General features: G+C 59.1%; 23 protein-coding genes and 1 pseudogene. 15 read left to right on the top strand and 9 right to left on the bottom strand.

The genetic code is table 11. From position 1 onward, the window contains the following. The first annotated feature begins 25 nt into the window (after positions 1 to 25). On the top strand, positions 26 to 628 hold the full coding sequence (locus FXF75_RS18480; RefSeq protein WP_163523362.1) for a MaoC family dehydratase: 603 nt from the start codon (positions 26 to 28) through the stop codon (positions 626 to 628). Between the two features lie 312 nt (positions 629 to 940). Further along, a complete protein-coding gene (locus FXF75_RS18475; RefSeq protein ID WP_163523360.1) occupies positions 941 to 1,711 on the top strand; it encodes an IclR family transcriptional regulator in 771 nt (256 codons plus the stop codon). A 261-nt stretch (positions 1,712 to 1,972) separates the two neighbouring features. Here FXF75_RS18475 and FXF75_RS18470 read toward each other — a convergent pair whose 3' ends face one another. Further along, complete coding sequence (locus tag FXF75_RS18470) at positions 1,973 to 2,314, bottom strand: cupin domain-containing protein (protein ID WP_163523358.1); 342 nt, start codon at positions 2,312 to 2,314, stop codon at positions 1,973 to 1,975. Positions 2,315 to 2,534: 220 nt separating this feature from the next. Here FXF75_RS18470 and rdfA point away from each other — a divergent pair, with 220 nt between their 5' ends. After that, positions 2,535 to 3,167: a rod-determining factor RdfA gene (gene rdfA, locus FXF75_RS18465; RefSeq protein ID WP_163523357.1), complete on the top strand. Its 633-nt coding sequence runs from the start codon at positions 2,535 to 2,537 to the stop codon at positions 3,165 to 3,167. Positions 3,168 to 3,619: 452 nt separating this feature from the next. Further along, positions 3,620 to 3,997 carry a hypothetical protein gene (locus FXF75_RS18460; protein WP_163523355.1) on the top strand — a complete coding sequence of 126 codons (378 nt, stop codon included), beginning with the start codon at positions 3,620 to 3,622 and terminating at the stop codon, positions 3,995 to 3,997. 112 nt (positions 3,998 to 4,109) lie between these two features. Here FXF75_RS18460 and FXF75_RS18455 read toward each other — a convergent pair whose 3' ends face one another. Beyond that, entirely contained in the window at positions 4,110 to 6,065 is a 1,956-nt protein-coding gene (locus FXF75_RS18455; RefSeq protein ID WP_163523354.1) for an archaea-specific SMC-related protein, read from the bottom strand. A 365-nt stretch (positions 6,066 to 6,430) separates the two neighbouring features. Then, positions 6,431 to 7,051: an N-acetylmuramoyl-L-alanine amidase gene (locus tag FXF75_RS18450; RefSeq protein WP_163523352.1), complete on the bottom strand. Its 621-nt coding sequence runs from the start codon at positions 7,049 to 7,051 to the stop codon at positions 6,431 to 6,433. 249 nt (positions 7,052 to 7,300) lie between these two features. Between FXF75_RS18450 and FXF75_RS18445 the strand changes: the two genes are divergently transcribed. The 4 genes and pseudogenes from FXF75_RS18445 to FXF75_RS18435 all read left to right on the top strand — a co-directional run bounded on the left by FXF75_RS18445 (position 7,301) and on the right by FXF75_RS18435 (position 10,384). After that, positions 7,301 to 8,263, top strand: a complete 963-nt coding sequence (locus FXF75_RS18445; RefSeq protein WP_163523351.1) for a transcription initiation factor IIB family protein — start codon at positions 7,301 to 7,303, stop codon at positions 8,261 to 8,263. Positions 8,264 to 8,754: 491 nt separating this feature from the next. Continuing rightward, entirely contained in the window at positions 8,755 to 8,895 is a 141-nt protein-coding gene (locus FXF75_RS18440; RefSeq protein ID WP_163523349.1) for a hypothetical protein, read from the top strand. Positions 8,896 to 9,185: 290 nt separating this feature from the next. Then, positions 9,186 to 9,506, top strand: a pseudogene (locus tag FXF75_RS22825) (AAA family ATPase); the annotation flags it as partial. Further along, positions 9,467 to 10,384, top strand: coding sequence for a hypothetical protein (locus FXF75_RS18435; protein ID WP_240334798.1), 918 nt, complete (start codon positions 9,467 to 9,469; stop codon positions 10,382 to 10,384). The pseudogene FXF75_RS22825 and the gene FXF75_RS18435, both read left to right, overlap by 40 nt. 74 nt (positions 10,385 to 10,458) lie before the next feature. Here FXF75_RS18435 and FXF75_RS22820 read toward each other — a convergent pair whose 3' ends face one another. Both FXF75_RS22820 and FXF75_RS18425 read right to left on the bottom strand, forming a co-directional pair. Beyond that, positions 10,459 to 12,276, bottom strand: a complete 1,818-nt coding sequence (locus FXF75_RS22820; RefSeq protein WP_163523347.1) for a GAF domain-containing sensor histidine kinase — start codon at positions 12,274 to 12,276, stop codon at positions 10,459 to 10,461. Next, the gene (locus tag FXF75_RS18425) at positions 12,264 to 13,781 is read right to left on the bottom strand and encodes an MEDS domain-containing protein (protein ID WP_163523345.1); all 1,518 of its coding nucleotides are present in this window, start codon (positions 13,779 to 13,781) and stop codon (positions 12,264 to 12,266) included. The genes FXF75_RS22820 and FXF75_RS18425 overlap by 13 nt, the downstream gene beginning before the upstream one ends. A gap of 556 nt (positions 13,782 to 14,337) precedes the next feature. Between FXF75_RS18425 and FXF75_RS18420 the strand changes: the two genes are divergently transcribed. The 4 genes from FXF75_RS18420 to FXF75_RS18405 all read left to right on the top strand — a co-directional run bounded on the left by FXF75_RS18420 (position 14,338) and on the right by FXF75_RS18405 (position 16,638). After that, complete coding sequence (locus FXF75_RS18420; RefSeq protein WP_163523344.1) at positions 14,338 to 15,564, top strand: FAD-dependent oxidoreductase; 1,227 nt, start codon at positions 14,338 to 14,340, stop codon at positions 15,562 to 15,564. A gap of 96 nt (positions 15,565 to 15,660) precedes the next feature. Further along, positions 15,661 to 15,849, top strand: a complete 189-nt coding sequence (locus FXF75_RS18415) for a hypothetical protein (RefSeq protein ID WP_163523342.1) — start codon at positions 15,661 to 15,663, stop codon at positions 15,847 to 15,849. Positions 15,850 to 15,986: 137 nt separating this feature from the next. Further along, the gene (locus tag FXF75_RS18410) at positions 15,987 to 16,352 is read left to right on the top strand and encodes a hypothetical protein (RefSeq protein ID WP_163523267.1); all 366 of its coding nucleotides are present in this window, start codon (positions 15,987 to 15,989) and stop codon (positions 16,350 to 16,352) included. A 142-nt stretch (positions 16,353 to 16,494) separates the two neighbouring features. Then, complete coding sequence (locus FXF75_RS18405; protein WP_163523340.1) at positions 16,495 to 16,638, top strand: hypothetical protein; 144 nt, start codon at positions 16,495 to 16,497, stop codon at positions 16,636 to 16,638. A 5-nt stretch (positions 16,639 to 16,643) separates the two neighbouring features. Here FXF75_RS18405 and FXF75_RS18400 read toward each other — a convergent pair whose 3' ends face one another. Next, positions 16,644 to 16,943 carry a hypothetical protein gene (locus FXF75_RS18400; protein WP_163523338.1) on the bottom strand — a complete coding sequence of 100 codons (300 nt, stop codon included), beginning with the start codon at positions 16,941 to 16,943 and terminating at the stop codon, positions 16,644 to 16,646. 330 nt (positions 16,944 to 17,273) lie between these two features. Between FXF75_RS18400 and FXF75_RS18395 the strand changes: the two genes are divergently transcribed. Next, positions 17,274 to 18,515 (top strand): MFS transporter, encoded by a 1,242-nt coding sequence (locus FXF75_RS18395; protein WP_163523336.1) that lies wholly within the window; start codon positions 17,274 to 17,276, stop codon positions 18,513 to 18,515. A gap of 28 nt (positions 18,516 to 18,543) precedes the next feature. Here FXF75_RS18395 and FXF75_RS18390 read toward each other — a convergent pair whose 3' ends face one another. Next, the gene (locus tag FXF75_RS18390) at positions 18,544 to 18,732 is read right to left on the bottom strand and encodes a hypothetical protein (RefSeq protein ID WP_163523266.1); all 189 of its coding nucleotides are present in this window, start codon (positions 18,730 to 18,732) and stop codon (positions 18,544 to 18,546) included. A gap of 335 nt (positions 18,733 to 19,067) precedes the next feature. Between FXF75_RS18390 and FXF75_RS18385 the strand changes: the two genes are divergently transcribed. Together FXF75_RS18385 and FXF75_RS18380 are read left to right on the top strand one after the other, a co-directional pair. After that, positions 19,068 to 19,424, top strand: a complete 357-nt coding sequence (locus tag FXF75_RS18385) for a DsrE family protein (RefSeq protein WP_163523334.1) — start codon at positions 19,068 to 19,070, stop codon at positions 19,422 to 19,424. Between the two features lie 231 nt (positions 19,425 to 19,655). Further along, complete coding sequence (locus tag FXF75_RS18380; protein ID WP_163523333.1) at positions 19,656 to 21,629, top strand: succinylglutamate desuccinylase/aspartoacylase family protein; 1,974 nt, start codon at positions 19,656 to 19,658, stop codon at positions 21,627 to 21,629. A 1,010-nt stretch (positions 21,630 to 22,639) separates the two neighbouring features. Here FXF75_RS18380 and FXF75_RS18375 read toward each other — a convergent pair. Further along, on the bottom strand, positions 22,640 to 23,161 hold the full coding sequence (locus tag FXF75_RS18375; RefSeq protein ID WP_163523331.1) for a helix-turn-helix domain-containing protein: 522 nt from the start codon (positions 23,159 to 23,161) through the stop codon (positions 22,640 to 22,642). Positions 23,162 to 23,228: 67 nt separating this feature from the next. After that, positions 23,229 to 24,509: a hypothetical protein gene (locus tag FXF75_RS18370; RefSeq protein ID WP_163523329.1), complete on the bottom strand. Its 1,281-nt coding sequence runs from the start codon at positions 24,507 to 24,509 to the stop codon at positions 23,229 to 23,231. Between the last annotated feature and the right edge of the window lie 100 nt (positions 24,510 to 24,609).

The raw sequence follows: 24,609 nt of genomic DNA, 5'->3' as shown, positions 1-24,609 counted from the left end.
CTCGGCGAGTTCTATCCGTGATACGATGGTAGACACCGACGACTCCGAGAGCGACGACCGAGACGCGCCCGAGCGAACCGACGATGACTCACGACGACTCGTCTCGGGATGGCAAGGACGGTTCTACGAGGACTTCGAGGTGGGCGACGTCTACAAACACCCCTACGGGCGGACCGTGACCGAGACCGACAACGTCTGGTTCACGAACGTCAGCATGAACCTCAACCCGATGCACTTCAACGAGGCGTACGCCGCCGAGACGGAGTTCGGCGAGCGCCTCGTGGACGGGACGTTCGTCATCGCCTTGGCCGTCGGGATGAGCGTCATCGACGTCTCACAGAACGCCACGGCGAACCTCGGCTACGACGATATCCGACACCACGCGCCGGTGTTCCACGGCGACACGATATTCGCCGAGAGCGAAGTGCTCGACAAACGTGAGAGCGATTCCCGGGACCACGTGGGAATCGTTACGACCGAACTGCGTGCGTACAACCAGAACGACGACCTCGTCCTGTCGCTCGAACGAACGCCCATGGTGTTGAAACGCGAACACGCGCAACCGAGTGCCGCCAAACCGCCGGGGTGGATAGAAGGGGTCGGGACGCAACCCGAGGATATCGACTGAGACGTCCATTCGGCGACGCCGAATCGGACGGCGGTAGGTATCGAGTTTGTCATTCTCCATCTTTCACGGTTTTTAGCCGGTGTGGCGCTCGTCGAGCATGTGTTGTGGTATCTATTGACAGTATCGGTCCCGATTCGGTTTCGCAGTCAGCGAATCGAATACCTCGAACCTAAATCGAGGTCCTACTGGCCATCAGCCGAATCTTAGCGCTATCTCGCCAATTACTATTTAACTAAAAGGGGTGTTCAGGACCGAAACGTGGTTCGTGAGGACCGAACTATAAGTAGCTCCGGCCAGAAAGTTGGTATAGGTATGATAGACCATGACGGGGGCGGTCGGACGGTCAAGACGACCGAGACGGCGTTCACCATCATCGAAGGTCTCGAAGAGTTAGACGGGGCGCGGGTGACGGAATTGGCAGACCACCTCGGACTGGCCGACAGCACGGTCCACAGTCACCTCGCGACGTTGTACGAGATGGGATACGTGGTCAAGGAGGGCGACGAGTATCTGGTCGGGTCCAAGTTCCTGAAACTGGGCGAGGCCGTGAAGGAACGGAGGGAGGCCTTCAACCTGATAAAGCCGAAGGTGAAACAACTGGCCGAGGAGACCGAGGAGCGCTGCCAGTTCATCATCGAGGAGTACGGCCGGGGCGTCTACCTCCACCGGGAGACGGGCGAACGGGCGGTGTGGACAGACTCGGGACTCGGGAATCGCATCTATCTCCACTCGACCGCGGCCGGGAAGTCCGTCCTCGCGAACCTGCCCGAGAGTCGAGTGGAAGAGATTCTCGACCAGTGGGGACTCCCGGCGCTCACGGACAACACGATTACGGACCGAGACGAACTCTTCGAGGAACTGAATACCATCCGGGAACAGGGGTACGCCGTCAACAAGGAGGAGAGTACGGAGGGTCTGCGCGCGGTCGGGGTCCCGGTCATGGACGGGACCGACGAACTGGTGGGTGCGCTCAGCGTCTCCGGACCGACACACCGGATGAAGGGCGAGTGGTTCGACAGCGAGATTCCGAACCTCCTGCTCGGGACGGCCAACGAACTCGAACTGAACCTGAAGTACTCGTAAACCGTTCCGGACCCGATTGCCGCTTTACGCCGTCGCTCCGCAGACGTCGAGTCACTGCTCCGATACGGTGTATCCCAGCGACCGACGGCTACGTCCCGAACGCTACATTATTGCTGACGCTCGGATTTTTAGTTGCCTGTTACCTTATCACATTCCTTTACGCGTATAGCTCTGTAAAGGGAAGGAGGGACGGAGTGTCGAGAGGTTCTCGACGAGACCGTAGTAACACGGTCGATTACACCGCGACGACGTCCACAGCGACTATTCACGGTAGCGTTCGATAGGCGGATTGAAGGCGTCTATCAACTGCGTCCGAGGGGCGACGCCCTCGATGCCGTGACGGACCCCGGGATGGACGACGAAAGAGTCACCGGCGGCCAACCGTCCCTCTCGGTCGCCGAAGAGTTCGATGCAACCGTCGATGACGAACACCGCTTGCACCGTCTCGTCGTGTTCGTGTTCCGGGAACACCGCGCCCTCCGCCACCGTGTAATGGACGAGCATCAGTTCGTCCGTGTACGAGAGGACGCGTCGTTCGATTCCTTCGTACGGTCGGTCGATTTTGGCGGGGTTCGTCCAGTTCGTATCGTCGAAGTCCGACATTGGAGTGGACAGATAACGCCCCGGAAGGTAAAGTTTCGGGAGCGACAGTCGGCAATTTCGCGGAAAGGCGCGTATCGAGCCTCGGTTTCGTATCTGAAACTACGACCAGCCCAGTGATTCTCCGATACACCACGGTTACGCGGTTTCGATGCGTCGGTAGAGAGGCGTCGAATCGTAACTGCGTACCTTTTTTTATCTAGACGACGTAGAGCAACCAGAAATGGAATCCGACGAGGAGACCGAGCAAACGTCGACCGGACGCCGGAGTAAAGTTGCCCGCGTCATCAGGGAGTACGGCTTGAACGGAACCGGCGACGAACTCGTCGCGTCGTGGACCGACCAAGGCGACGACCAGCGGAGTTTGCGCGAGTTGGCGGACCACTTGAATCAAGCGTTGCTTCGGACGGCGATGGAGGACGCCGGGATGAGTCCCCTCGACGGCGAAGTCGAGAACTTTTACCGGCTCCTGACCGACGACGAGACGAGCGCGGGTAATAAAACGGAGGCCGAATCGACGCTCCGACGCGAGGGCGTGGCGGTCGAGGAACTGCAACGGAACTTCGTCTCCCACCAGGCGGTCCACACTTATCTCACGGAGTACCGTGACGTCGAGTGGCAGTCCAGGACCGGAGAGCGCGAACGTGTGGAGAAGACCCTCGACAGCGTGCAACGGCTACAGAGTCGATTGACCGCCGTCTCGGAGCAGAGTCTACGGAAACTCTCCGACAAGGGTCTGATATCGGTGGGCGACTTCGACGTCTTCGTCGACGTCAACGTCTTCTGCGAGGACTGCGGGACGCAACGTGGTATCGTCGAACTGCTGACCGAACGCGGGTGTGACTGTGAAAAGTAGTCCGTCGGCGGATAGGTTCCGCGTTGGTTGGGGAAGATGAAATTTACGCCGAACGAGGTTGTTTGGTTACGCGAGGGTTCGTTCGACCACCCGCAACAATTATAAATAGTTGTAAATACTGGGGTCGAGGGACTCACTCATTTTATTCGTGATATTGCAACCTAATCGCTGTTAAGTACGACATAGGTCGAAATATAGACCGGATTTGTACCGGATTCCAATGTTAATATTCCGTATTGTAGCAATATCATTCCAGAATTTTTGAATCGTACGGTCCGCAGTTCGTTTGCTTATATCTTTATTTACGCTCGATGATGCCCGATAATCGAATAATCGGTGTGCCGGTCCGAACGAACCGTATTCTAACTACTTTTGTTTGTATGGAGTGATGCATCGGCCTATCGCTCGCTTTCAGAACGAAACCTTTTGTCCGCACACCTCCTTGAGAGCATATGGCACCCCAAGGGAGTCCCCGCAACGAGGAGTCGGAGGAGGCGACCGATTGGACGGACACTCTCGCCTACGGCGGGGACTCCGAAGCGACCGTCGAGAAACTCGATACCCACTCCGAACACTGGAGTCGCTGGCACTACGGCGTCTATCTCTCGGCGGTACTGCTGGTCGTCGGACTCTACAAATTGTCTCTCACGTTCCTCGTCGCTGGATACCTCCTCGGCCCGATTACGATGTATCTCGACTCGCAGTATCTCGAAGACGTAACCACCGGCTGGCAACCCGACGTCGGCCTCTACCTCGTCGGGACGCTGCTGTTCCCTGTCCTGATAATTCCCGCGTACCTGTACAAACGCCGGGAGCTTCGGGGTCCGTAACGGGGGTCGGGACTTTCTCCCTACGGGGTCGAATCACAGCGACGGAGTGTAATGTGGTCGGCGTGTTTCGAAGGAAACGTGGAATTTCAGGTAAAAGAGCCTGCAGTTTCCGCTAAATGTCGGTGAGTCGCTCGTAATCGTCCGGGAGCGCGTCGGCGTCCTCGGGGAGGAGGGCGACGACCACGTAATCGACGTAGGACTCGAAGTACTCGACGAGCGCTGCGATGCGCTCGGAGTCGATTGCCTCCAGTGAGTCTAACAGCATGAACGAAATTCGTTCGTGAACGTCGTGGACGAGGAATCCGGCGAGCGCGAACACGAGACCAGTCACCTCGCGCTCGCTCTCGCTCAGATGGTCGATGGTGTCCTCGTAGGCGGTGCCCGACTCGGTGCTACGAACGACGTGGAGGTCGAACGTCGTCTTCGAGACCGTCCGCCGTCCCTCGCGGACGTCGGTCTCGGTCCGTTCGAGCCAGATGCGGTCGAGGTTCGAGTAGTCGAGAACGTCGAGCAGTTCCTCCATGTGCCGGTTGAACGCTTCGACGGCCTCCCGTTCGATGCGGGAGACCCGGGTCCGAAGCTCTTCGAGGTCCGCGTCGATTTCGTCTCGCTCCGCTTCGAGCGACTCCCGTTCGTCGAGTTGGCTCTCGACCTGCGCTATCTCCTCGCGGACCTCCGATAGCTCGTCTCTCAGGCGGTCGCACTCGAATTCGAGTTCGTTCGCTTCACGGTGGAGGTCCAGAATCTCGTCGTAGTCTTCGCTCCGCAGCGACTCCACTTCGTCGTTCAGCGTCGTGAGTTCCGATTCGAGACCCTCGCGTTCGATTCGGAGTTCCTCGACACGCTCTTCGCGGTCCGCGAGTTCGGACTCCGACTCCTCGATTTGGTTCTCCAGTCGTTCGCGTGTCTGCAATCGGTCTTTCAGTTCATCACGTTCCGAGACGAGTTCCGAAATCCGGGTTTCGAGTTCGCGACGGTCGTCGCGTTTCGTCGATTGGAACTCCCGTATCTGCTCGGTCGTCGAGTCTATCTGGTCGCGTTCGACGGCGCTCCCGCACGTCCAACAGGTGACTTCCTGACGGTCGCCGAGCAGTTGGTCGGTCACACCGTCGTCGCTCGCCGCACCAGTATCACCGAGCGTTTCGAGAACGTCCGACTCGTAGTCGTCCAGCATATCTTGGTTGAACTGGATGATACTCTGCAGTTGGGTGATGTCGGATTCGAGGTCCCGTTTCCGTCGTCGAAGTCGGTCTATCTCCGCGTCGAGTTCGTCGATTCGCTCGGCCGGTGCGGCGGGCAGTTGTTCCTTGCGCTCTCGATACTCGTCGAGTTCCTCGCGGAGACGCTCGATGCTCTCGCGGTTGGTCTCGATGTCGTGGCGGGTGTCTTCGAGCGACGACCGGACGGCCTGTAACTCCTCCAGTTTCGCTTCCAACTCGTCTTTCTCCGCGCGGGTCTCCTCGATGTCTGCGTTCGAAGCGTCGATTTCGGCCTTCTTCACTTCGAGTTGCTCGCTGGTCTCTTCGAGTTCGCGTTCCAGGCGCGTCTCCTCCTCGACGAGTTTGGGCAGTCGCCGTTCGAGGTCGGAGAGCGATTCGAGGTCGTCGGTGAGTCGGCGTTTCTCCCGTTCGAGTCTGTCGATTTCGGCCTGTATCTCGTCGGTATCGACCGGCCGCATGATGACCTCTCGAAGGTCGTCGCCCCGCGCGACCGCGCGCCGCGACTCGTTGTTCTCCAGCAAGAACGCGTAGAGGTCCGAGAGGACGGAGGTATCTGCCAGTGGTTCGCCCGTCATGACCACGTCGCCATCGGTCCGCGTAAGCGTCCGCGTGTACGTGTCGTCGCCGATAGTGAGTTCCACGTGCCCGCGCTCGGCGTCGGCCTTCAGAGTCGCCCTGTCGCTACCGAGAACGGCCATGAGTGCCTGAAGCGACGACGTACGGTTCGTCGCGTTACGGCCGGTGAGAACGTTTACCCCGCGACGGAAGGTGAGTTCCGTCTCCGCGATACCGCCGACGTTCTCGACCGAGAGGTGGGCCGTGTCTAGCAGTTCGTCCGTAGAATTCATACGTGAGACTATCTACTACGTGGGCCAAAAGTCCTGTCGTACTTGCGTTACTCCTCCTGTCGGCCGGTGAACAGTGAATCTCGGAGAACAGTAACAAGCTACTTTCAATGACACCTAAGTATCGAACTTCTCGAACATCAGTCTGGTCTGTCTCAGTCGATGATACGTCGGAACTGTAGCGCGTCAAATGACGTTTCTCTCATTTCTACGCTCGGTGCCGGAGTTGCTGAAGCGTCGCCGGGATTGCCAGTAACTCGGTCCGTAGCTCCGTAGGTCGGACTCGGAACGCGATACTCGTCGGTGACGATGAATCCCGGGGGTCGTCGTTTTCGTCACGAAATAGTTCGACCGAGACGGTGTCGCGGTCAGTACGACCGGACGAGGTCCATGTAGTAGCCCCAGTCCCAGTTAGCGCCGGGGTCGGTGTGCGTGCTTTCGGGGACCTGAGAGTGGGCGATGACACCGCCGTTAGCCGGGTTCTTCGCGTCGTACGGGACGCTCGACGGGTGCTGCTTCGGGACCCCGTACTGGTCGCAGAGCCAACTGGTGAGTTTGGCCGACGCCCGGTACTGCGCGTCCTCGTAGGTCTCACTGACGTACCCGCCGTGTTCGATGCCGACCGAGTACGTGTTGTAGTTCGACCCGCCCGCGTGCCACGCGATGTTGATGTCGCTGACGCTCTGGTACTTGTGGCCGCCTTCGGAGACGGTGTAATGGGCACTCACGTTGGCGTCGGGGTTCTGGAACCAGTTGACCGCACTACTGGCCGACCCCTGTACGGTGTGGATGACAATCCAGTCTATCTTGCCAGCGCCGCGGTCCGCTGCCGTGAAGTTGCTCGAATCTGCCGGTTCCCAATCGACGGCTGGCTTCGCCGCTGCGGTACCGCTCGCCAGTGCAGTGCCACCGAGACCGACGACACCGGCCGTGGCGGCGCGCTTCAGTACGTCGCGTCGCGTCGTGTTCGTTTCGCTATTTTCTTGCATCGCATTTCTATATCACAACATATCTACTTTAATTTGTTTCTTAGTGAATTAATATATATTCCGGCGTTTCGTATGCATGCTGAGTTCGACCCTCTGCCTCTGTATTTGAGATGTCACGAGCGGCGTGGCCAAGAGATTGTCACGAACAATCTCGAACGAATGGTCGAGAGTCCGTTTCGTGATAACCAATCGACCCCATTCAGACCGTACTTATTAAACGGACGAGAACCTGTACTAGAACACGATTAAATGGTTCGCCTGAATCGCCAACAAGAGAGCGAGGAAGAACGCACCTCTGAAGAGGAGGGTGAAACGGAAACGCAGTCTTGTCCGGAGTGTAACTCGGACAGTCTCGTTACGAGCGGGGATGGCAACGAGATTGTCTGTGAGGACTGCGGTCTCGTCCTCGAGGAACAGACCATCGACCGGGGGCCGGAGTGGCGCGCGTTCAACCACAGCGAACGCCAGAGCAAGAGTCGAGTCGGTGCGCCCACCACCAATACGATGCACGACAAGGGCCTGACGACTCAAATCGACTGGAAGAACAAGGACGCCTACGGTCGGTCGCTCTCCTCGGAGAAGCGGAGTCAGATGAGTCGCCTGCGAAAGTGGCAGGAGCGTATCCGGACGAAGGACGCGGGCGAGCGTAATCTCCAGTTCGCACTCAGCGAAATCGACCGCATGGCCTCGGCGCTCGGCGTCCCGCGGTCGGTCCGAGAGGTGGCGTCGGTCATCTATCGGCGGGCGCTCAACGAGGACCTGATTCGCGGTCGGTCCATCGAGGGCGTCGCCACGAGTTGCCTCTACGCTGCGTGCCGCCAAGAGGGCATCCCGCGGAGTCTGGAGGAAGTATCCGAGGTATCCCGGGTCGAGCAGAAGGAAATCGGTCGAACGTATCGATACGTCTCGAAGGAACTCAGCCTCAAGATGGAACCGGTCGACCCCAAGGAGTACGTACCACGGTTCACCTCCGAACTCGGCGTCAGCGAGGAGGTCAAGATGAAGGCGAACGAAATCATCGACAAGACCGCCGAACAGGGCCTGCTCTCGGGGAAGTCGCCGACGGGGTTCGCCGCCGCCGCAATCTACGCCGCGTCGCTGCTCTGTAACGAGAAGCAGACCCAACGCGAGGTCGCCGACGTAGCCCAAGTCACCGAGGTCACGATACGGAACCGGTATCAGGAACAAATCGAAGCCATGGGCATCCACTAAACCACGAGAGCGCCATCGTGTAGCAAAGTCGGTTCGAGTACCAATTTACGGAGGCTTAGACGAGGTGCTCGAACGCTGGGGGGATATTCTCGCGGGAGAGTACGTTTCGAGTGTTCCGTGGTGTCGCGACGCCGGTCGAACTCGTCTGTCGAACTTTGCGTGGGGTCGAGTCCGGGCCACGGACAGACAGTACGTTTCGAGTGTTCAGGTCGTGGTGGGTGGTAGCTCTGCAGGCGAGGAGAGACAGAGAGTACATTTCGAGTGTTCCACGACGAATGGTTCTCGACTTACACGGATTCCAGTCGTACGGATTCTCGTAGGGGGAGACAGACAGTACGTTTCGAGTGTTCAGAGACGACCACTTAGCGGCCAGTCCATCACTCGAAGAGAGACAGTACGTTTCGAGTGTTCAGAGAAGTCGTTGTTCGACCAAGGGTAGCGGGTTGAAGGAGTGAAGAAGTTGAGGGATGGAGGAGTGACAGGATAGAAGAATGGGGGAATATAGGGATGGAGAGATGGAGGTATTGAGAAATGGAAGTATTGAAGAGCAGAAGAACAGAGAAGCAGAAGAAGAAAGAAGGCGGACAGAAGTGGAAAATGGACTTACAGGTAAAGAAGGAGTGGGAAGATAGAGAAAGAGAGAGTACATTTCGAGTGTTCCATTCGAGGATGAGGTGCGAAGCGGAGGAACCGATTCTACCGCGAGCAAAGAGAGTACGTTTCGAATGTCTGCGCCACACCTACTTCTAACTATAATTTATATCTTTGGGTAGCGGCAAGTCGATGTTAGAGCCTTCTCACATACACAATCTACGCCGGAACACTCGAAACGTACTCTCTCTATACTACTTATAGAAAACGAACAATCGAAACACTCGAACCGTACCTTTATGTGGGAGGAAAGAAATGTCCATCTATACTCATGGCCGGGCTGTTCGACGAGGTAACTGAAACCCTCTTCGCAAACAAGACCGTACTGGAAGAGGAGTACGAACCAGACACCATCCTCGAACGAGAAGACGAAATTGAGGAGTACAAAGACGCACTGAAAGACGTCCTCTTCGGTCGAAACCCATCGAACGTGATGCTCTACGGCAAAGCGGGCGTGGGCAAGACCGCAGTTACCACGTACGTCCTCGACGAACTCCAACAAGCAACCCGCGAACGCGAGCAGGCCGACACCCTCTACGTCCATCGACACAACTGCAACGACGACACCGTGTTCTCGGCAGTCCGCTCTCTCGTCAATCAACTCCTGCCCGAAGACGAGAAACAGTTTCCGAAGAAGGGGTTATCGACTGCCGACGCCCGCGAAGAACTGTACGCGCAGTTAGAACGCGTCGGCGGTACTCACCTCTCGTCCTCGACGAAATCGACCACCTCGCCGAAGCCGACGACCTGCTGTACGAACTCCCGCGAGCGCGAGCGAACGGACACCTCGACGCGGCCAGAATCGGCGTCATCGGTATCAGTAACAACTACACCTTTCGAAATCAGCTCTCCTCGAAAGTCAAAGATACTCTCCGCGAGGAGGAGATATCGTTCTCGACGTACGACGCGACTGAACTCCGGACGATTCTCTACGACCGCGCCGAGAAAGCGCTCGTCGACGACGGCTACACCGACGGTGCGGTCGGGAAAGCCGCCGCGCTCGCCGCTCAAGACACGGGGAGCGCCCGGCAGGCCATCGACCTGCTCCGGAAGGGCGGGGAGATAGCCGAACGCGAAGACGCGACGACTATCGAAGACGACCACATCGACCGCGCCCGCGAAGAGGTGAAACGCGGCCGTCTCCGCGACAAAATCGCCGACCAGTCGTTACACGCTCGACACGTCCTCGAAGCCGTGGCGCACATCGAACACAACGGCGACACGCCCGTTCGGACGAAAGACGTGATGAAGACCTACCAGCGTATCGCCGACGAACGCGGCGACGACCCGCTCACGACGCTCAAGAGCATCCAGAACCACCTCTCCGACCTCCAGATGCTCGGATTCCTCATCCGTCACGAAGTGAACAAAGGCCAGAGCGGAGGCTACTACTACACCCACGAACTCGACATGGAACCCGACGTCGTCTTCGAGGCGTGCAACGAACTCGACAAGGAAGACGCGGTCTAATCGACTCCGAGAGAGGACGTAGTTGGTGTTCCTCGAGTTATATCATCAGAGTCCCGGCCCGTATTCGGGAACGCTCACGTGACGTTCCGGAACTCGAACCGTGCTCCGCCGTCCGCGCTCTCGGTGACGGCGCAGTTCCACTCGTACACGTCCGCGAGTTTCCGGACGAACGCGAGTCCCAGTCCGGTTCCGCCGGTGTCCGCCGTGGTCGTGTATCCCTCGTCGAAGACCGCATCCCGGTCTTCGGGCGGAATCCCAGTGCCGTCGTCGGCCACGTAAAATCCGTCGGGGAGGTCACCGACCGTGACATCACTGCCGCCATGTTCGACCGCGTTGTCGAGGAGATTCCGGAAGAGGTGTCGCATGTACGTTTCGTCCGCGTCTATCGTGTGCTCGACCGTTATGTCGAGCGTCGTGTCCGGAGCATCAACGTCGTTCCACACCTTGGCTGCAACGTCTGCGAGTTCGACCGGCGTTTCCTTCTCGACCGCTTCGCGACCCCGCGTCAACACCAACATGACGTCGACCATGTCTTCGATGCGGTCGAACGCCTCCGTGACGTACTCGACCGCCTCCGCGTCCCCTTCGCCCGGTAGCTGTTGGCTGTATATTTGGCCGATTGCCACCGGGTTCCGGAGTTCGTGGGCGAGCATGCTGGCGAAACTCTCCAACCTGTCGTTCTTCTGCTGGAGTTGGTCCTCTCGCTGATTCCGTTCGAGTTCGTAACTCACGCACTGTCCCATCAGTTCGAGGAACGTCTCCTCGGCGTCGGTGAAATCCACGTCACGCGGTGACAGTGCCGTGAAACAGATTGTGCCGTAGGCGTCATCGCCGACGGTCAGTTGCACTCCGGCGTAGCATTCGAGACCGAACTCGTGATAGAGTGCGTCTCCGTCCCATCCTGCGGCCGCGGCGTCGGCGACGCTGACCGTCGAACCGGTGTCTACGACTTGGCGACAGTAGTTGTCGGTCAACGGCGGGGTGTACGACCCCTCACCGAGTTGAGGGTGTTCACCGTGCATCCGCTTAATCTCGAACGACTCGTCGCGCTTGCGGGTCAGCATCCCCACCGGCAAATCGAGACGGTCGCATCCCAGCTCCAGCAACTCGTCGATTTTCTTCTCGGTATCGAGGTCGGGGTCGGCGGTGATTCTGTACAGTTCCTGCTGGTCCTGTTTGTGTTCGCGGCGGTCCAGTTCGTAGGAGACCCACTGGCCGATTAACTCGATGAACGTCTGCTCGGTCTCGGCGAACGGGCGGTCGCGCGCTTCCGTGCTTCCGAACCAGAGCGTTCCGTACGGCGTGGCTCCGCTCGACACCTTCGTTCCGAGGTAACTCGTCAGGCCGAACTCTTGATGAACCGAGTCGTCGGCCCAGTCGGTCCCGCTGACGTCCTGCATACTGACCGGTTCGTCCTGCTCGATGGTTCGCCGACAGAAACACCCGACGTCCGGGTCGGACCAGAGTTCCTCGTCGGCGTCGATGCCGAGACCGATGCCCTTCTCAAGTCGGAACGGCCCGTTCCACGACGGGAGCTGGTTCAGTCCCGCCATCTCGAGACCGAACTGCTCGCGGCCCAACTCGAGCAACTGGTCGAGTTTCGCCTCGAATTCGAGGTCGGGGTCGGACGTGATACGGTAGCTCTCCCGCAGGAACCGTTCGCGTTGCTGGCGCTCGAGTTCGTACTTCACCCACTGGCCAAGCAACCGTTGGAATGTCTGTTCGTCCTCCGAGAACGGCCTATTGCGCGCTTCCTCGGAGACGAAGAAGAACGTCCGGTCGAAGTCGCCTTCGACCTCGATGTAGGTGCCGAGATACGCTTGGATGCCGAACTCGTTGTGGACGTGCGTATCGTCGTACCCGTCCTCCACGGGGTCGGTTACGGTTCCCACGCACCGACGTCGGTGGCCACGGTGCAGTACGTCTCCGAGAGTGGGAGCGAAAGCCCGGACTCGAAGTGGTCGTGGTCATCGCTCACATGTTCGACTTCGAACCGGTCGGCGTCGGAATCGACTTTGGCCATCCCGCCGAGTTCGAGTCCGAACCGCTCGCACCCGAGGTCGAACAACGCCTGTAACTTCTCGTCGAAACCGAGCGTAGGGTCGGACGTTATCTCGTACCCCTCGCGCAGGAATCGTTCCTGCTCGCGGCGTTCGAGTTCGTAACTCACCCACTGGGACATCAGTCGGTGGAACGTACGTTCCTCGTCGGTAATCACGTCGTCTCGCGGTTCCTCGGAGACGAAGAAGAACGTCCGGTCGAGAGCGCCGTCGATGGGAATGCGAGTTCCGAGGTACGCCTCCACGCCGAACTCGGTGAAACAGGTCGCGTTCTCGAACCCGCTATCGACCGGGTCGGTGATTGTTACCGGTTGGCCGACGGCGTCACCCCCGTCGCAGGCGGCGGGGACCCGGCAGTAGGTCTCCGAGAGGTCGACCTGCATTCCCGGAGCGAGGTGCTCGTGGCTGGCGCTGACCGCTTCGACTTCCCATCGGTCGCTGTCCGGTTCGATGGCGGCAATCGCGCCGAGTTCGAGGTCGAACCACTCACACCCGAGTTCGAAGACGGCCTGCAACTTGTCGTCGAACTCGCGGTCGGTGGCGGCCGTAATCTCGTAGAGTTCTTCGAGGAACCGCTCGCGCCGTCGGTGTTTGCTCTTCGCCACGGTCCGGTCCCGGAGCGTCCGGAGCATCCGCTCGTTCTCGCGAGCGGGTTCGTCGGGACCGAAGAACTCCGAGGGAGGCGTGTAGTAGAAGTTGTGGCACGCTGCACCGTCGTAGATGAGATGCGGGTGGGTCTGAATGATGTTTCGGACGGTTTCCGGTGAGAATCCGGTCCGGTCGTACTGGCAGAGCGCGAGACAGTCCTCGTCGGCGAACAGGTCGTTCACCTTCGCCTCGTACTCCATGAACTGCTCGACGGTCGTGGCGTCGTCTTGAAGCCACGTCGTCTCGGCGACGATTCGCAACGCCTCGTACTCCTCGGTGGCTTCCCCGACGGTCTCGGCGTAGAAATCGACCATCTCGTCGGGGTCGAACGACCCGTTCCGCAGATAAGTGTCCTGTACGGTGTGGAACGACAGCTGACCGGTGTCGAGCGCGGTATCGGCGTCGATACCCGCGTCGAGGAGCGCCGCTGTCACCGCCGCCTCACTGCTCTTGTCGACGACGTACATGACGCGCTCGTCCCGTTCGAGTCCGTGCCGGACGAACGGAACGGCGGCCGCGAACCGTTCGGCGTCGGTCTCGTATACCTGTGCGAAGTGGTCGTTGCAATGGTGGCCGCCGAGTTTCTCGACGGGACCGGTGAACTCCGCCCCCGACTGGAGCGCTTCGAGTCCGGTCTCGATGGACACCGGCTCGCCAACCGCTGCGGGCGGGGAGGTGCGCTCACTCATGGAACTCCCTCCTGCTACCGTAACTCCGCGGTCCCTCGGCCCACAGGTTCGGTCGTCTCATTATACAGAACAAAGCGTCCCGACGACGAAAAAGGTACTGTCACTCCGGATAGCTACAAGAGTGAAGGCACCACACGAACCACGACTGTGAGGCTTCCGGGCGTAAACCGCTCAAAAGCCGGTTAATCCCTCCTCCGATAGTAATCTCTCGGCAGTAGTTCGCCAGATTCACGCGTCGGTATCTGCCACTTTCGGCCATCACCCTCCGTCGTTCGTACCGTTTTATCAGACTCTTCGAACGCCACCCTGCAGTGTCGGGGAGGACGGACGCGGCGACAGCTTTCATCACTCCCCACGTCTCGTGGGTGAAAGTAGAGGAGTTCGACTTTTTCGTCGTTTACTCGCGTTCGAGTCTCGACGTAATGAGCGTGGCGGTGAACGGACGGCGACTATTCGTTCGGAGACGCCCTCCTTGGAAAGACACGATTCCACCGACGGTCGGCGGTAGCCGTCGAGTTCGCCGTCAAGAACTTACCTGCGTACCCGAACCGAACGTATGGAGTCGACGACTGTCCTCGTCATCGGTGGCGGTGCAACCGGGGCCGGAATCGCCCGCGACCTCGCGCTACGTGGCGTAACCGTCACGCTCGTCGACCGCGGCGGACTCGCCAGCGGGACGTCCGGTCGTTCGCACGGTCTGTTACACAGCGGGGCACGCTACGCCGAATCCGACCCTGTCGGTGCCGAGGAGTGTATCCGGGAGAACCGCGTTCTCAAGCGAATCGCGGGAGACTGTCTCCGCGACACGGGCGGGTTGTTCGTGCAACTCGCCGGCGACGACCCCGAGTACTTCGAGACCAAACGAGATGCCTGCCAGGCGGTCGGTATCCCGACGACTGTTCTGGACGGCGACGACGCCAGAGAGGTCGTCCCGGACCTGTCGCCCGACGTCGAGCGGGCGATGCGAGTGCCCGACGCCGTGGTCTACCCGTCGCGACTGGTCGCCGCCAACGCGGCCGACGCCCGCGACCACGGGGCGACGATTCACCCTCACGCCCCGGTCGAAGGAATGACCGTCGCCGACGGGCGCATCACTGCGGTCGACGTCGGCGGGTCCGTGGACGAACGAATCGAACCGGACTACGTCGTCAACGCGACCGGGGCGTGGGCCGAACGAATCGCTGCGATGGCCGGCGTCACCGTCGAGATGCGGCCGACTCGGGGCGTGATGGTTTCGGTCGAGTACGACCGCCTCGGTCCGGTGTTGAACCGCTGTCGGAAACCAGACGACGGAGACATCATCGTGCCACACGACTCGGAGGTGGTCCTCGGAACCACCAGCGTCAGCGTGGCGGACCCCGACGACTACTCGACCGAAGCGTGGGAGGTCTCGGACACGGTTGCGGAGTGCGCGGCCATGCTTCCGCCGGTCGCCGACGCGCCGACGCGCCGAACGTGGTGGGGCGTTCGTCCGCTGTACGCTCCCGACGAGGACGCACGCGAGGGCCGCGGTATCTCCCGCGGGTTCTTCGAGTTGGACCACGCGGCCGACGGCGTCGAGAACTTCGCGAGCGTCGTCGGCGGGAAACTGACGACGTACCGCCGGATGGCGGAATCGACCGCCGACAGCGTTTGCGACCGCTTGAACCTCGACGCCGACTGCCTGACCGCGGACCGCCGCCTTCCCGGCGCGGACGACCCGGACCGACTCGACGCGTTGGTCACGGAGTTCGACGGACGCGGCGTGACCGACGCCGACGTGGTCGATACACCGGAATCGTAGCGGAGGAGATACACCGGAATCGTAGCGGAGGACGTGCCGTCATCTATCGACGATGGCCACGCGATTCTTCCGTCTCCATCGCCTACTCCCGATGCCGTGAACGGACCAAACTCCGCTAGTGGCACGTTCGGACCTCGGAGCACCGAGACCAACGACTGGCCGTGGGCGTCCGGCGATAGCGATAGCCGTCACACCGAGTGCGAGTTGTGCCAGTCGAATACGACCACCAGCATGGAGTACGGTATGCGCGTCTGTCGGACCTGCGAGCGGAAGTACCTCCCCTGACGCGCCGGTGACTCGCGGCGGACGGTCCCACTCGGGCCGAACGAACGACCTCCGTCGACCGACGGGACACGCTCGGACCACTGATTTCGGATACGCGTGCCAGCAATCCTAACCGTCTCACGGAGGTACTGTGCAGTATGAGGACGAATGACAATACTCCTCGCGGAGACCGAACTGAAATCCCCGACGATACCGGACCCAAAGACCGATACGACGAGCACGTATCCCCGTACGAGTGGGCCGCGTGGGGAGGATGGGGACTGGAATGGCCCTACCGGTTCGGTCGAGGCGACGACGACGCGGAGGTCGGCGACGAGAGCGGCGACGCCAGAGCGGGGAGGGGCGACGACAGAGACGAGAGCCGGGTAGACGAGGGACTCGTTACGCTGTTCCTCGTCGTCGGTGTGATACTGTTCGTCTTCCCCGAACCGGGGACGTCGGTGGTGGGACTTTTCCTAGTTCTGGTTGGAACGGTCGGGTGGATAGTCGATGCGGCGAGATGAACTATCCGGGGTCGATTCTATTTGGACGGACGCGTCGGCCGGTTCCTGCTATCTGGCCCGAGGAGAATCGTACAGAACGGACTCCGATATTCGTACCTAGGGCCGGCCTTTTTTGTAATCCGTCTCGTAGGTTGGTGAGGTCATGACTGCACGGCTCGAATTCCTACTGGGCGTGGTTGCACTGGTCGTCGCCGGACTGACGATGACGACACTCTACCTACGGGCGAAGCTCCGACAGGAAGAACAGGGGGACACGGGACTCACCTCGCGGATTGCACCGCGCTGAGGGGCTTACTCCGACTCTCGACGTCCCGGTTCGCCGTCTCTCGTTTCGTCGGTGAACGCTGTCGCTCGCCGGAAGCCCAATCCGACGAGTACTCCGCCGGAGAGTCCGGTACTGACGAAGTCGAGCGGCCAGTGCCAGGGGAACTGTTCGGGCGGATTCCGCACGCTTCGAGGCAGTTTCGCCAGTGCCGGGATGTACCAGAAGAGATAGGCGAGCAGGTAGAAGCCACCGATAATCATCCACAACCAGTCGGTCGTTCGCACCCAAGAGACCAGCGTCGAGAGTGTTCCGCTATCCCGAGCCACTCGCGCTCACCTCAGATTTGCCACGAGACGGTGACTGTGTTGCTGACGAATTGGCTACGCTCGTACACATACTGTTCTACCGTTGGCAAGAATAACGGATACCCCGAAAAATCCTCGGGCCATCCCTCACACCGAGTTTGTCGAGCAGTCCACCTCTCGAACGGGCGCTGAGACGCCACTACTCGAACACCGATATGCCCCCGATGGTCCGACTTCCCGACGGTGGCAGGAAGACCAAATTGAATCACCACCAACTTCGTAATGCCGACGGACGTCCCAGACAGAGAAACCAGAAGTCACTTTCCACTCTACGGAAAACGGGGCCGACACATGGGCTCCGAGCAGGCCGAATTCTACTCGCTCTACGTGACTCGGTTCGCCGGCAGTCTCGGCTTCATCACCATCCTCACCTTACTTCCGACGTATATCGACGTCCTCGACCCGTCGGGCGTCGCCGTGGGACTGTTCATCACCGCGCTGTCGGTCGGTCGCGCCATCGCCATCGTCCCGCTCAGTTGGGCGGGCGACCGCTACGATAAGCGAACGATTTTGTTAATCGCCCTCGCGACCAGTATCAGCGCCTACGTCCTGTTCGGGTTAATCTCGTCGAGTCTCGGCTTCATCGCCGCCAGAACGTTGCAGGGTCTCGGCATCGTCGGGACCGGTCTCATCAGTCTCGCCCTCGTCAGCGAACTCGCCCCGGACGGGGAGCGAGCCAACGTCATCGGCAAGTACAACTCGTGGCGGATGGCCGCCGGAATCATCGGGACGCTCGGAGCGGGTCTGCTCTACCAGCAGTTCGGGTTCACGCCGGTCTTCTCCGTTCTCGCCCTACTGCTCGCAGTCGCGTTCCTCGGCGTCTGGGTCTTCATCAACCCGGACGAGACCTCGATGTCGGGGTTCGCGCTGTTCGACCTCGCGGTGAATCGGCGGATTCTCACGCTCACGAGTTTCCGCGCGCAGTACGCGGTCGCGGTCACCCTCGTCCGGAAGTGGGTGCCGATATACGTCGGCGTCTCGGCCGTCCGCGGCGGTCTCGGACTCGGTGCGTTCGTCGTCGGCACGGTCATCGCCGCCGAGAAGTTCACGAACATGCTGTGTCAACCGTACACTGGGCGACTCTCCGACCGATACGGTCGCGCCCTGTTCGTGTTCGTCGGCGGTGGCGCGTACGGACTCGTGGCACTCGTCATCCCCTTCGCCGAACCCATCGGTTCGACGCTCGGTTTCCCAACGTCCATCCCCGCACTCGGCGACGTTTCTCCGGCGTATCTGGTTGTCGTGCTGTTGAACGGTCTCCTCGGCGTCGCCGACAGTTTACGCGAACCAGCGAGCATGGCGTTGTTCGCCGACGAGGGCGAGGGCGAAGGGATAGCGAGTAGCTTCGGGATTCGGTCCATCGTCTGGCGTCCGGGCGCGATTATCGCGCCGATGGTCGGCGGGTATCTGATGAGCGCGGTCGGGATGGAGTGGGTGTTCTTCCTCGGCGGGGCCACCGCGTTGAGCGGCGTCGTGACCTTCTTCCTCGTCCTCTCGTCGACTCACGGTCGCCGCGCGCTCGCGGAGTGGTGAGTTCGGTGGTTCTCCGTCCTGTCCGCCGTCAGTGTACTATATCGATGAGGAAAATCAGGAGGAAGCCCGCGAAGAACAGCACGCCCGCGGCTAAGTGCTGGACGTTACTCTCCATGTACGGGCCGGGCGGTCGGAAGACGGCGATTAACCCTCCGACGAGTCCGGCCACGACCGCCAGCTTCGTGTACGAGAGCGCCTGCGTTAGTGTCCCGACCATCCGCCTAGCGTTTCCATCTCGCCACAGTTGAGTACTATTGCCACCGCACTGGCCGGAAAGACAGGCACGTGTCCTCGATGGAGAATCGGGTATTTGCCTCTCTAAAGTGTACCAGATAACACCACAGACGACACCTCGGAGATTCGGGCGACATCGGTCCTCCTCGATGACGGGTTATCGGTGACACAGTTCCGCGCCGAAAATACCTCGCCTGCCGAGGTACGTAACCCTGTTCTGTTGTGCTAGGTCGGTTTTGAAGGGGAAATCTCTCGGTCGCGGCCGGAATGGCCGTCGTCATCCGGTACTTACGTATCACGGCCCAACCGTAGGTCGTTATGGCGAAAGCAGCTATCGTGATTCTGGCCGGTACCGAATCGCACGCCGACAACGGTCGCGTCGTCAACGGTCTCGAAGCCGCGAAAGAGTTCGCCGAGAACGACGGCGACGAACTCGAACTCATCTTCGACGGCGCAGGAACCCAGTGGATTCCCGAACTCGAAGACGAGGACCACGACTACCACGACCTCTACGCGTCGGTCAGCGAGAGCGCGTCCGCTTGTGATTACTGCGCCGGCGCGTTCGGCGTCGACGACGCGATACAGGACGCCGGCGTCGTGACGCTGGACGAGCACGAGGGCCACCCCAGCATCCGGTCGCTCGTCGACGACGACTACGAGATTATCACGTTCTGACGGACCGACCGTTCGGGCGTCTCCGATTTCGCTCTATTTCTGCTGACCACCACGTGCTCACTTCGAGTTGGCGGTGACCGTGAGTCTCTACTCTCCCCCGATTGAGGTAGTAGCGATACTGTCGTAGAGACGCGCAACAGAAAACCACTAGTGAAGGATAGTAAATTTTTACGGGAGATACACTCTGGACTACGTACTAGTTTTAATTCTCGATACAGCGTGTCTTCAGGTATGGTAACTTCAAATGTTTTGGCTCCGCTCCAAATTCGGTTCAGTAGCTACGAAATAGTGATACTAATTCTGACTGTACTTGGTATCATTATCGGATACTTTGAACGGAACTGGTTACGTTCTCTTCTTCAATTTCGGTTACTCGGGAGGGACATTCACGTCGTGCATCTACAGACACGCGACCCACACGTCGATATCGGGACGGCAGGTTGGGAAGATGAATTCGAAAAATCGCGAGGTATACGATTCGATTATTTGGAAAGTCCGCCGAATCGTTCTCCGTGGATAGTGGACCAGCTCCGTTATTATCTGCGAGTCCTCGTCGGAGGTGAAGAGACGGAAACAGCACCGGAAGTCACACTCGAAAGAGGTGAAGAGGAGTTGATTTTGCTTGCCATACGATACAACCGCTATTCCGAGTTTGGTGGACAGAAAATCCCGGGTATCGGGGATTACACTGCTATTTTGGGAAACGTCGAATTCGATTCGTTTATTTGGTGGGTGCACTTGTGGCCGCCAGAAAAGTACAATATTCGCCTTCCAGAATCGGAGGGACGGGATACTCAACCACCACTACCATCAGAAACGTCACTACACACTCACGACCCGTTAGTGATTGATGGGAACGAAGAATCGGATAGGCGAGAGGAAAGTTTGGTATCTAATCTGGCAAGCTGTCTCAATCCCTTCGTTACGCAGCAAAAAGTCGGCGAATCGGACCAACAGGTGAAGATAGCGTATCCACCGATAGTAAACAAACAGTTCTTCAAACTTCGTCAGGGAACGATGCGCGGCGAACTCCCCCGGTATACCGCTGGGCACAATATTTTCATTCCCCTCTGGATTCATACTCCAGACCATCCAGAGAAGTATCCGCGATGGACTCTCGACGATAGTAGCCATCCCAAAGCCAGCACGGATGATTACGAACACCGTCTCAGCGTCGTAATCGACCCGCCGCGACTTCCCTTCCGTATGTATAAGGAGTTGCGTATCGATTTCGAAGATACTGTGGGATACACGTTCCCAATATTCGAGGTTAACGATAACGAACCGATTGTTGAGGTATTCCCGGAAGATACATCGGAAGAATGTGACATAGCGGTAGTTTGTTGCCAACACGGCGACGAAAAATGCGGGAAAGAAGCAATCGAGAAGTTACTCTCCGTCGGGGAAAATCTCGGCTTTAGGAAACCAGTCAAATTCGTTCTAGCAAACCCAAGAGCAGTCAAGCAAGACACGCGCAAAATCGATGCTAATTTGAACCGTATCTTCAGTGACGATAGTGACGTTGACCCCGACGACTACGAAGTAGGTCTCGCTGAACCACTCCGTGAAGAACTTGCAGATTGCAAAGTACTTGACCTCCACTCGACCGAAACGACGGAGGAACCCTTCGCTCTCGTTCAGAGCTTCGAAATTACCGACGCGGGACAAACCATCACTCCCAGAGAAGACCAATCAGAACTAATCGACCTCGTCGAAAAAACAGGACTCGTATCTAACGCCGCGGACATTAGCATCGTAGAAGGCGGACTCATCTCGGAGGTAACAGGCGTGTCCATCGAATGTGGAGAGAAAGGGACCCAAGAAGCAACTGAGAATGCGTACGTGGCCCTTCGGAACTTTCTCATTACAAATGGAGTCTTCGAGGAAGGAACTGCATCATTAGCCGACCCAGATTGGCACATCATCTGTTCATCGGTTGAAGAGCCAGACTACTCGTTCGAAGGAGAGAACTTTGAACGAGTAGAGCGAGGGGAAGTTTTCGCAAGGGATGCTGGTGACGCAGTCACCGCTGATGGAGCGTTCACGCCTGTTTTGATGGCGGGACCGGACGAGGGCTACGACGACAAACTAGGGTTCAAAGCACGGAAAATCAGTGACCTTGACGATGTTCGAACTCCTGAAGATATCGGATTCTACGAGGCTTGTGGGCCTATCTGGTGTAGCGAAGTCCTCGATGGTTCGTAAACCGATACGTGACGAGATGAGACGACATCTGCTTCCCTGACTCTCACCCTCTGCTTACTCAACACCTCCTACACGGTCGACATTAAGGATAGAACTTGTCAGAACAGTAGTTAACATAGGATAACATGTGTAGGATTAATCGAAGAAACAAATGAATCCTATTACAGAGTGTCTGAGAAAGGACGGAGAGTCCTTTCTGGAGATATACGAGCAGAAGAGCTAGAGGTCGAACAGGTTTAGCAATTCTATTCCACCCAATAGTATCGACTTAGATTCGCATCCACTCAATCGGCCAGATACTCCTGAAATTCACTCACTTGTCACCCGAGCGGCGACAGGATGCTCTCGGCTGCTCGAATCACTTTCTTGGCGTAGTCCTCCGCGCCGTATCACTTGGCCTCATCAGTGAGCGCCACCCACTCCGGAGACGATTTCGCGTCGTCTACGACTACGTACTTGACAGCCTGACAAGACCGCACATCTCGGCCTACATCTGCCGCCGATTCAAGCGCCCCGAAAGTGCGCACGAAATCAGACCCGCGGCACCGAGAAGACCGAATCGATTAAAAACACGTATAAGATAAGTGTGAGGAACCAAATAGCGAAAAAACCGACGAGCAACGCAAAAATTCTGTGAAAGGTGGACTTGTACGAGTAAACGGTCTGGGGTTCCCGTGCAAACCAAGTTTCGCGTTCCCCTGTTCCTTCAGTAACCCATCCTGTACGGAGCAACAACCGGAAACCGATGAATCCCGGAAGTGGTGTGAGGAAGAACCCAAGATAGACGAGCAATTCTACAACCACAAGTCCAATTTCGCCCCCAAATAACAAAAGAATTTTGCTTTATTTTAACCACTCGGAAGTGAATATGGGTGTATTCAGGACTATCCCTTGATTCTAAAAGGAAACACGCCATCGTTCGCCGGACTGTTCACCTGCGTCAAGACGGGTACACCCACAGGTCATCAAGCCGGTACGGGTCGAGGTAGGTTCGAGGGGAGACCGAACGTTTACTCGTCCCAGTAGATACCGGTCGAGTCACTTTCGTCGTGGTCGGCTCGGGCCAACGCCGCGACCTTCTCGCGGTTGACGTCCTCGACCAGTTCGAGCGCCTCGTCCATCCACGCGTGGAGGCCGACGGTCAGTCGCTGGCGGACCTCCTCGACGTCCACCGGCGAGTAGACGTGGACGTAACCGCCCTCCGAGAGCAGGCGCTGTCGTTTCTCCAGCAGGCCGATGTCGGTCAACTGATTCAGTTGCCTGCTGACGGTGCTTCGGTCTAGCTCGAGGTGGTCGGCGAGTTCTCCCGCGGTCGATTCTCCGTCCTCCATGAGGAAGACGCAGATTCGTATGCCCGTCTCGGAGATGCCGAAGACTTCCCGTAGAACGACGGCTAACTCCGGACGCTCGATTGCGGATGCGTCCGTGGACGGTCGTTCCCCCTCGCCAGAATCGGACGCTGAGCGTCCGAACGAGACGTTCCCGCAGTGCTGGCATCTGTACACGTCTCGTTCTTTGTCAGTTGTTCCCATGGATGAGCGTTAGCTACGGAGAACCAAGTTCGTTTGGTGAGTTCGAGGTAACCCAATACGTGAATAGTCAAAGCCGATGACCGCAGGCGCAGTTCCCGATGCAGTAGGTGGTCCCGGCCTCCGACAGTTCGACTCCGAGCGTCGCCATCGTTCCCAAGAGATTCCCGACGGCGTCTTCCTCTGGACGAACGGTCGCGGCCGTCGCACCGTAGGGTTTCGACCCGACCGGAATCGTCGCGGTGACCTCGCCGCTCGGGTGGTCGATGACCTTCACCTCGTCGCTCGTCTGGACGGGCACGTAGAGCTGTTCGCGGTTCGGTCCCCACGTCCCGACGAACGCCGACCCGCCGAGGTCGATGCGGTTCGTCACCGTTCCGGCGTCGATATTGAGGACGGTGACGTCGTTCGAACCGGGGGTGAACACGTACCCTGTCTGTGAGTCGGGACCGATTTCGCTCGTGAGCGGTCGCTCTCCGAGGCCGTCGTCGCTCGTTAGTCGCACCTTCTCGGTGGGGGATGCCGGGTCGCTGACGTCCCAGATGCTCTCGGTGCCGGTCGCGCCTTCGTCGTGTTCCACGAGCAGCACGTCGCCGTTCCACGCCGCCGTCCCCATCCACGGGCGGGCGGCGTCCGCGTCGCCGGTCGGCGCGACCGATATCTGCGTGGCGAGTTCGAACGCTTCGACGTCTATGACCGAGAGGGTATTCCCGAAGATGTCCGGGACGTAGGCGTACTCGCCGTCTGGGTGGATAGTGACGTCGCAGGGTCCTGGACCGTCTCTGTCGCCGCGGCCCCCTTCGTCGGTGCGGTCGAGTTCGCCAGTGACTTCGCCGAACGACTCGGATGCCGGGTCGGCGTCGATTCGATACTGGGTGTGGGCCGGTTCGCGGGCGCTCACGACGAGGTGTTTCCCGTCGGGCGTGAGTTCCTGCCAGTTCGCGCCCGACCCGGTTTCGACGGCCGCGACTTCCGACAGCGACCCGACTTCCACCGCCCGTACGCCGCGGTCCACGTTGAGCCACAGCGGGTCGGTCGGGGCGTCGGTCAGCGTCGGTGCGAACTGGTTGGACGGGAACGACGCCGTCACACCGACGTGCGGCGTGGCGACGACTTCGTTGTTCTCCGTGTCGATGATACTGACCGTCTTCTCACCGGTATTGAATACGAAGACCGTTCCGTCGCGGGTGTCCGTCTCGGCCGGGCCGGACGACGAACCGGTACATCCGGCGGTCACGGCGGTGCCGGCGGCCACCGAACCGGACAGCAGCCGACGACGAGAGACGCCCGTCTCTCGGGACTGTCGGTCCCGATTCGGGTAGAGGTGGGTGCGCTCGGAGTTGTCGGTCATCCTGTTCGCAGTACCACGCCGTACGTTCACATCAGGGTGCCGTTCCCGTCAACCGACGCCGTCTCTATCGTCACCGCCCGCGATTGCGGTGGTTCGCTTT

The sequence above is a fragment of the Halorussus sp. MSC15.2 genome, from assembly GCF_010747475.1.
Taxonomy (GTDB): Archaea; Halobacteriota; Halobacteria; order Halobacteriales; family Haladaptataceae; genus Halorussus.
This window is presented reverse-complemented; position numbering and strand designations above follow the sequence as displayed.

What these genes read in the sequence shown, in the direction of transcription:
- FXF75_RS18480 (WP_163523362.1), top strand. Translation starts at nt 26, where the DNA reads ATGGTAGACACCGACGACTCCGAGAGCGACGACCGAGACGCGCCCGAG.
- FXF75_RS18475 (WP_163523360.1), top strand. Translation starts at nt 941, where the DNA reads ATGATAGACCATGACGGGGGCGGTCGGACGGTCAAGACGACCGAGACG.
- FXF75_RS18470 (WP_163523358.1), bottom strand. Translation starts at nt 2,314, where the DNA reads ATGTCGGACTTCGACGATACGAACTGGACGAACCCCGCCAAAATCGAC.
- rdfA (WP_163523357.1), top strand. Translation starts at nt 2,535, where the DNA reads ATGGAATCCGACGAGGAGACCGAGCAAACGTCGACCGGACGCCGGAGT.
- FXF75_RS18460 (WP_163523355.1), top strand. Translation starts at nt 3,620, where the DNA reads ATGGCACCCCAAGGGAGTCCCCGCAACGAGGAGTCGGAGGAGGCGACC.
- FXF75_RS18455 (WP_163523354.1), bottom strand. Translation starts at nt 6,065, where the DNA reads ATGAATTCTACGGACGAACTGCTAGACACGGCCCACCTCTCGGTCGAG.
- FXF75_RS18450 (WP_163523352.1), bottom strand. Translation starts at nt 7,051, where the DNA reads ATGCAAGAAAATAGCGAAACGAACACGACGCGACGCGACGTACTGAAG.
- FXF75_RS18445 (WP_163523351.1), top strand. Translation starts at nt 7,301, where the DNA reads ATGGTTCGCCTGAATCGCCAACAAGAGAGCGAGGAAGAACGCACCTCT.
- FXF75_RS18440 (WP_163523349.1), top strand. Translation starts at nt 8,755, where the DNA reads ATGGGGGAATATAGGGATGGAGAGATGGAGGTATTGAGAAATGGAAGT.
- FXF75_RS18425 (WP_163523345.1), bottom strand. Translation starts at nt 13,781, where the DNA reads ATGAGTGAGCGCACCTCCCCGCCCGCAGCGGTTGGCGAGCCGGTGTCC.
- FXF75_RS18420 (WP_163523344.1), top strand. Translation starts at nt 14,338, where the DNA reads ATGGAGTCGACGACTGTCCTCGTCATCGGTGGCGGTGCAACCGGGGCC.
- FXF75_RS18410 (WP_163523267.1), top strand. Translation starts at nt 15,987, where the DNA reads ATGAGGACGAATGACAATACTCCTCGCGGAGACCGAACTGAAATCCCC.
- FXF75_RS18405 (WP_163523340.1), top strand. Translation starts at nt 16,495, where the DNA reads ATGACTGCACGGCTCGAATTCCTACTGGGCGTGGTTGCACTGGTCGTC.
- FXF75_RS18395 (WP_163523336.1), top strand. Translation starts at nt 17,274, where the DNA reads ATGGGCTCCGAGCAGGCCGAATTCTACTCGCTCTACGTGACTCGGTTC.
- FXF75_RS18390 (WP_163523266.1), bottom strand. Translation starts at nt 18,732, where the DNA reads ATGGTCGGGACACTAACGCAGGCGCTCTCGTACACGAAGCTGGCGGTC.
- FXF75_RS18385 (WP_163523334.1), top strand. Translation starts at nt 19,068, where the DNA reads ATGGCGAAAGCAGCTATCGTGATTCTGGCCGGTACCGAATCGCACGCC.
- FXF75_RS18380 (WP_163523333.1), top strand. Translation starts at nt 19,656, where the DNA reads ATGGTAACTTCAAATGTTTTGGCTCCGCTCCAAATTCGGTTCAGTAGC.
- FXF75_RS18375 (WP_163523331.1), bottom strand. Translation starts at nt 23,161, where the DNA reads ATGGGAACAACTGACAAAGAACGAGACGTGTACAGATGCCAGCACTGC.
- FXF75_RS18370 (WP_163523329.1), bottom strand. Translation starts at nt 24,509, where the DNA reads ATGACCGACAACTCCGAGCGCACCCACCTCTACCCGAATCGGGACCGA.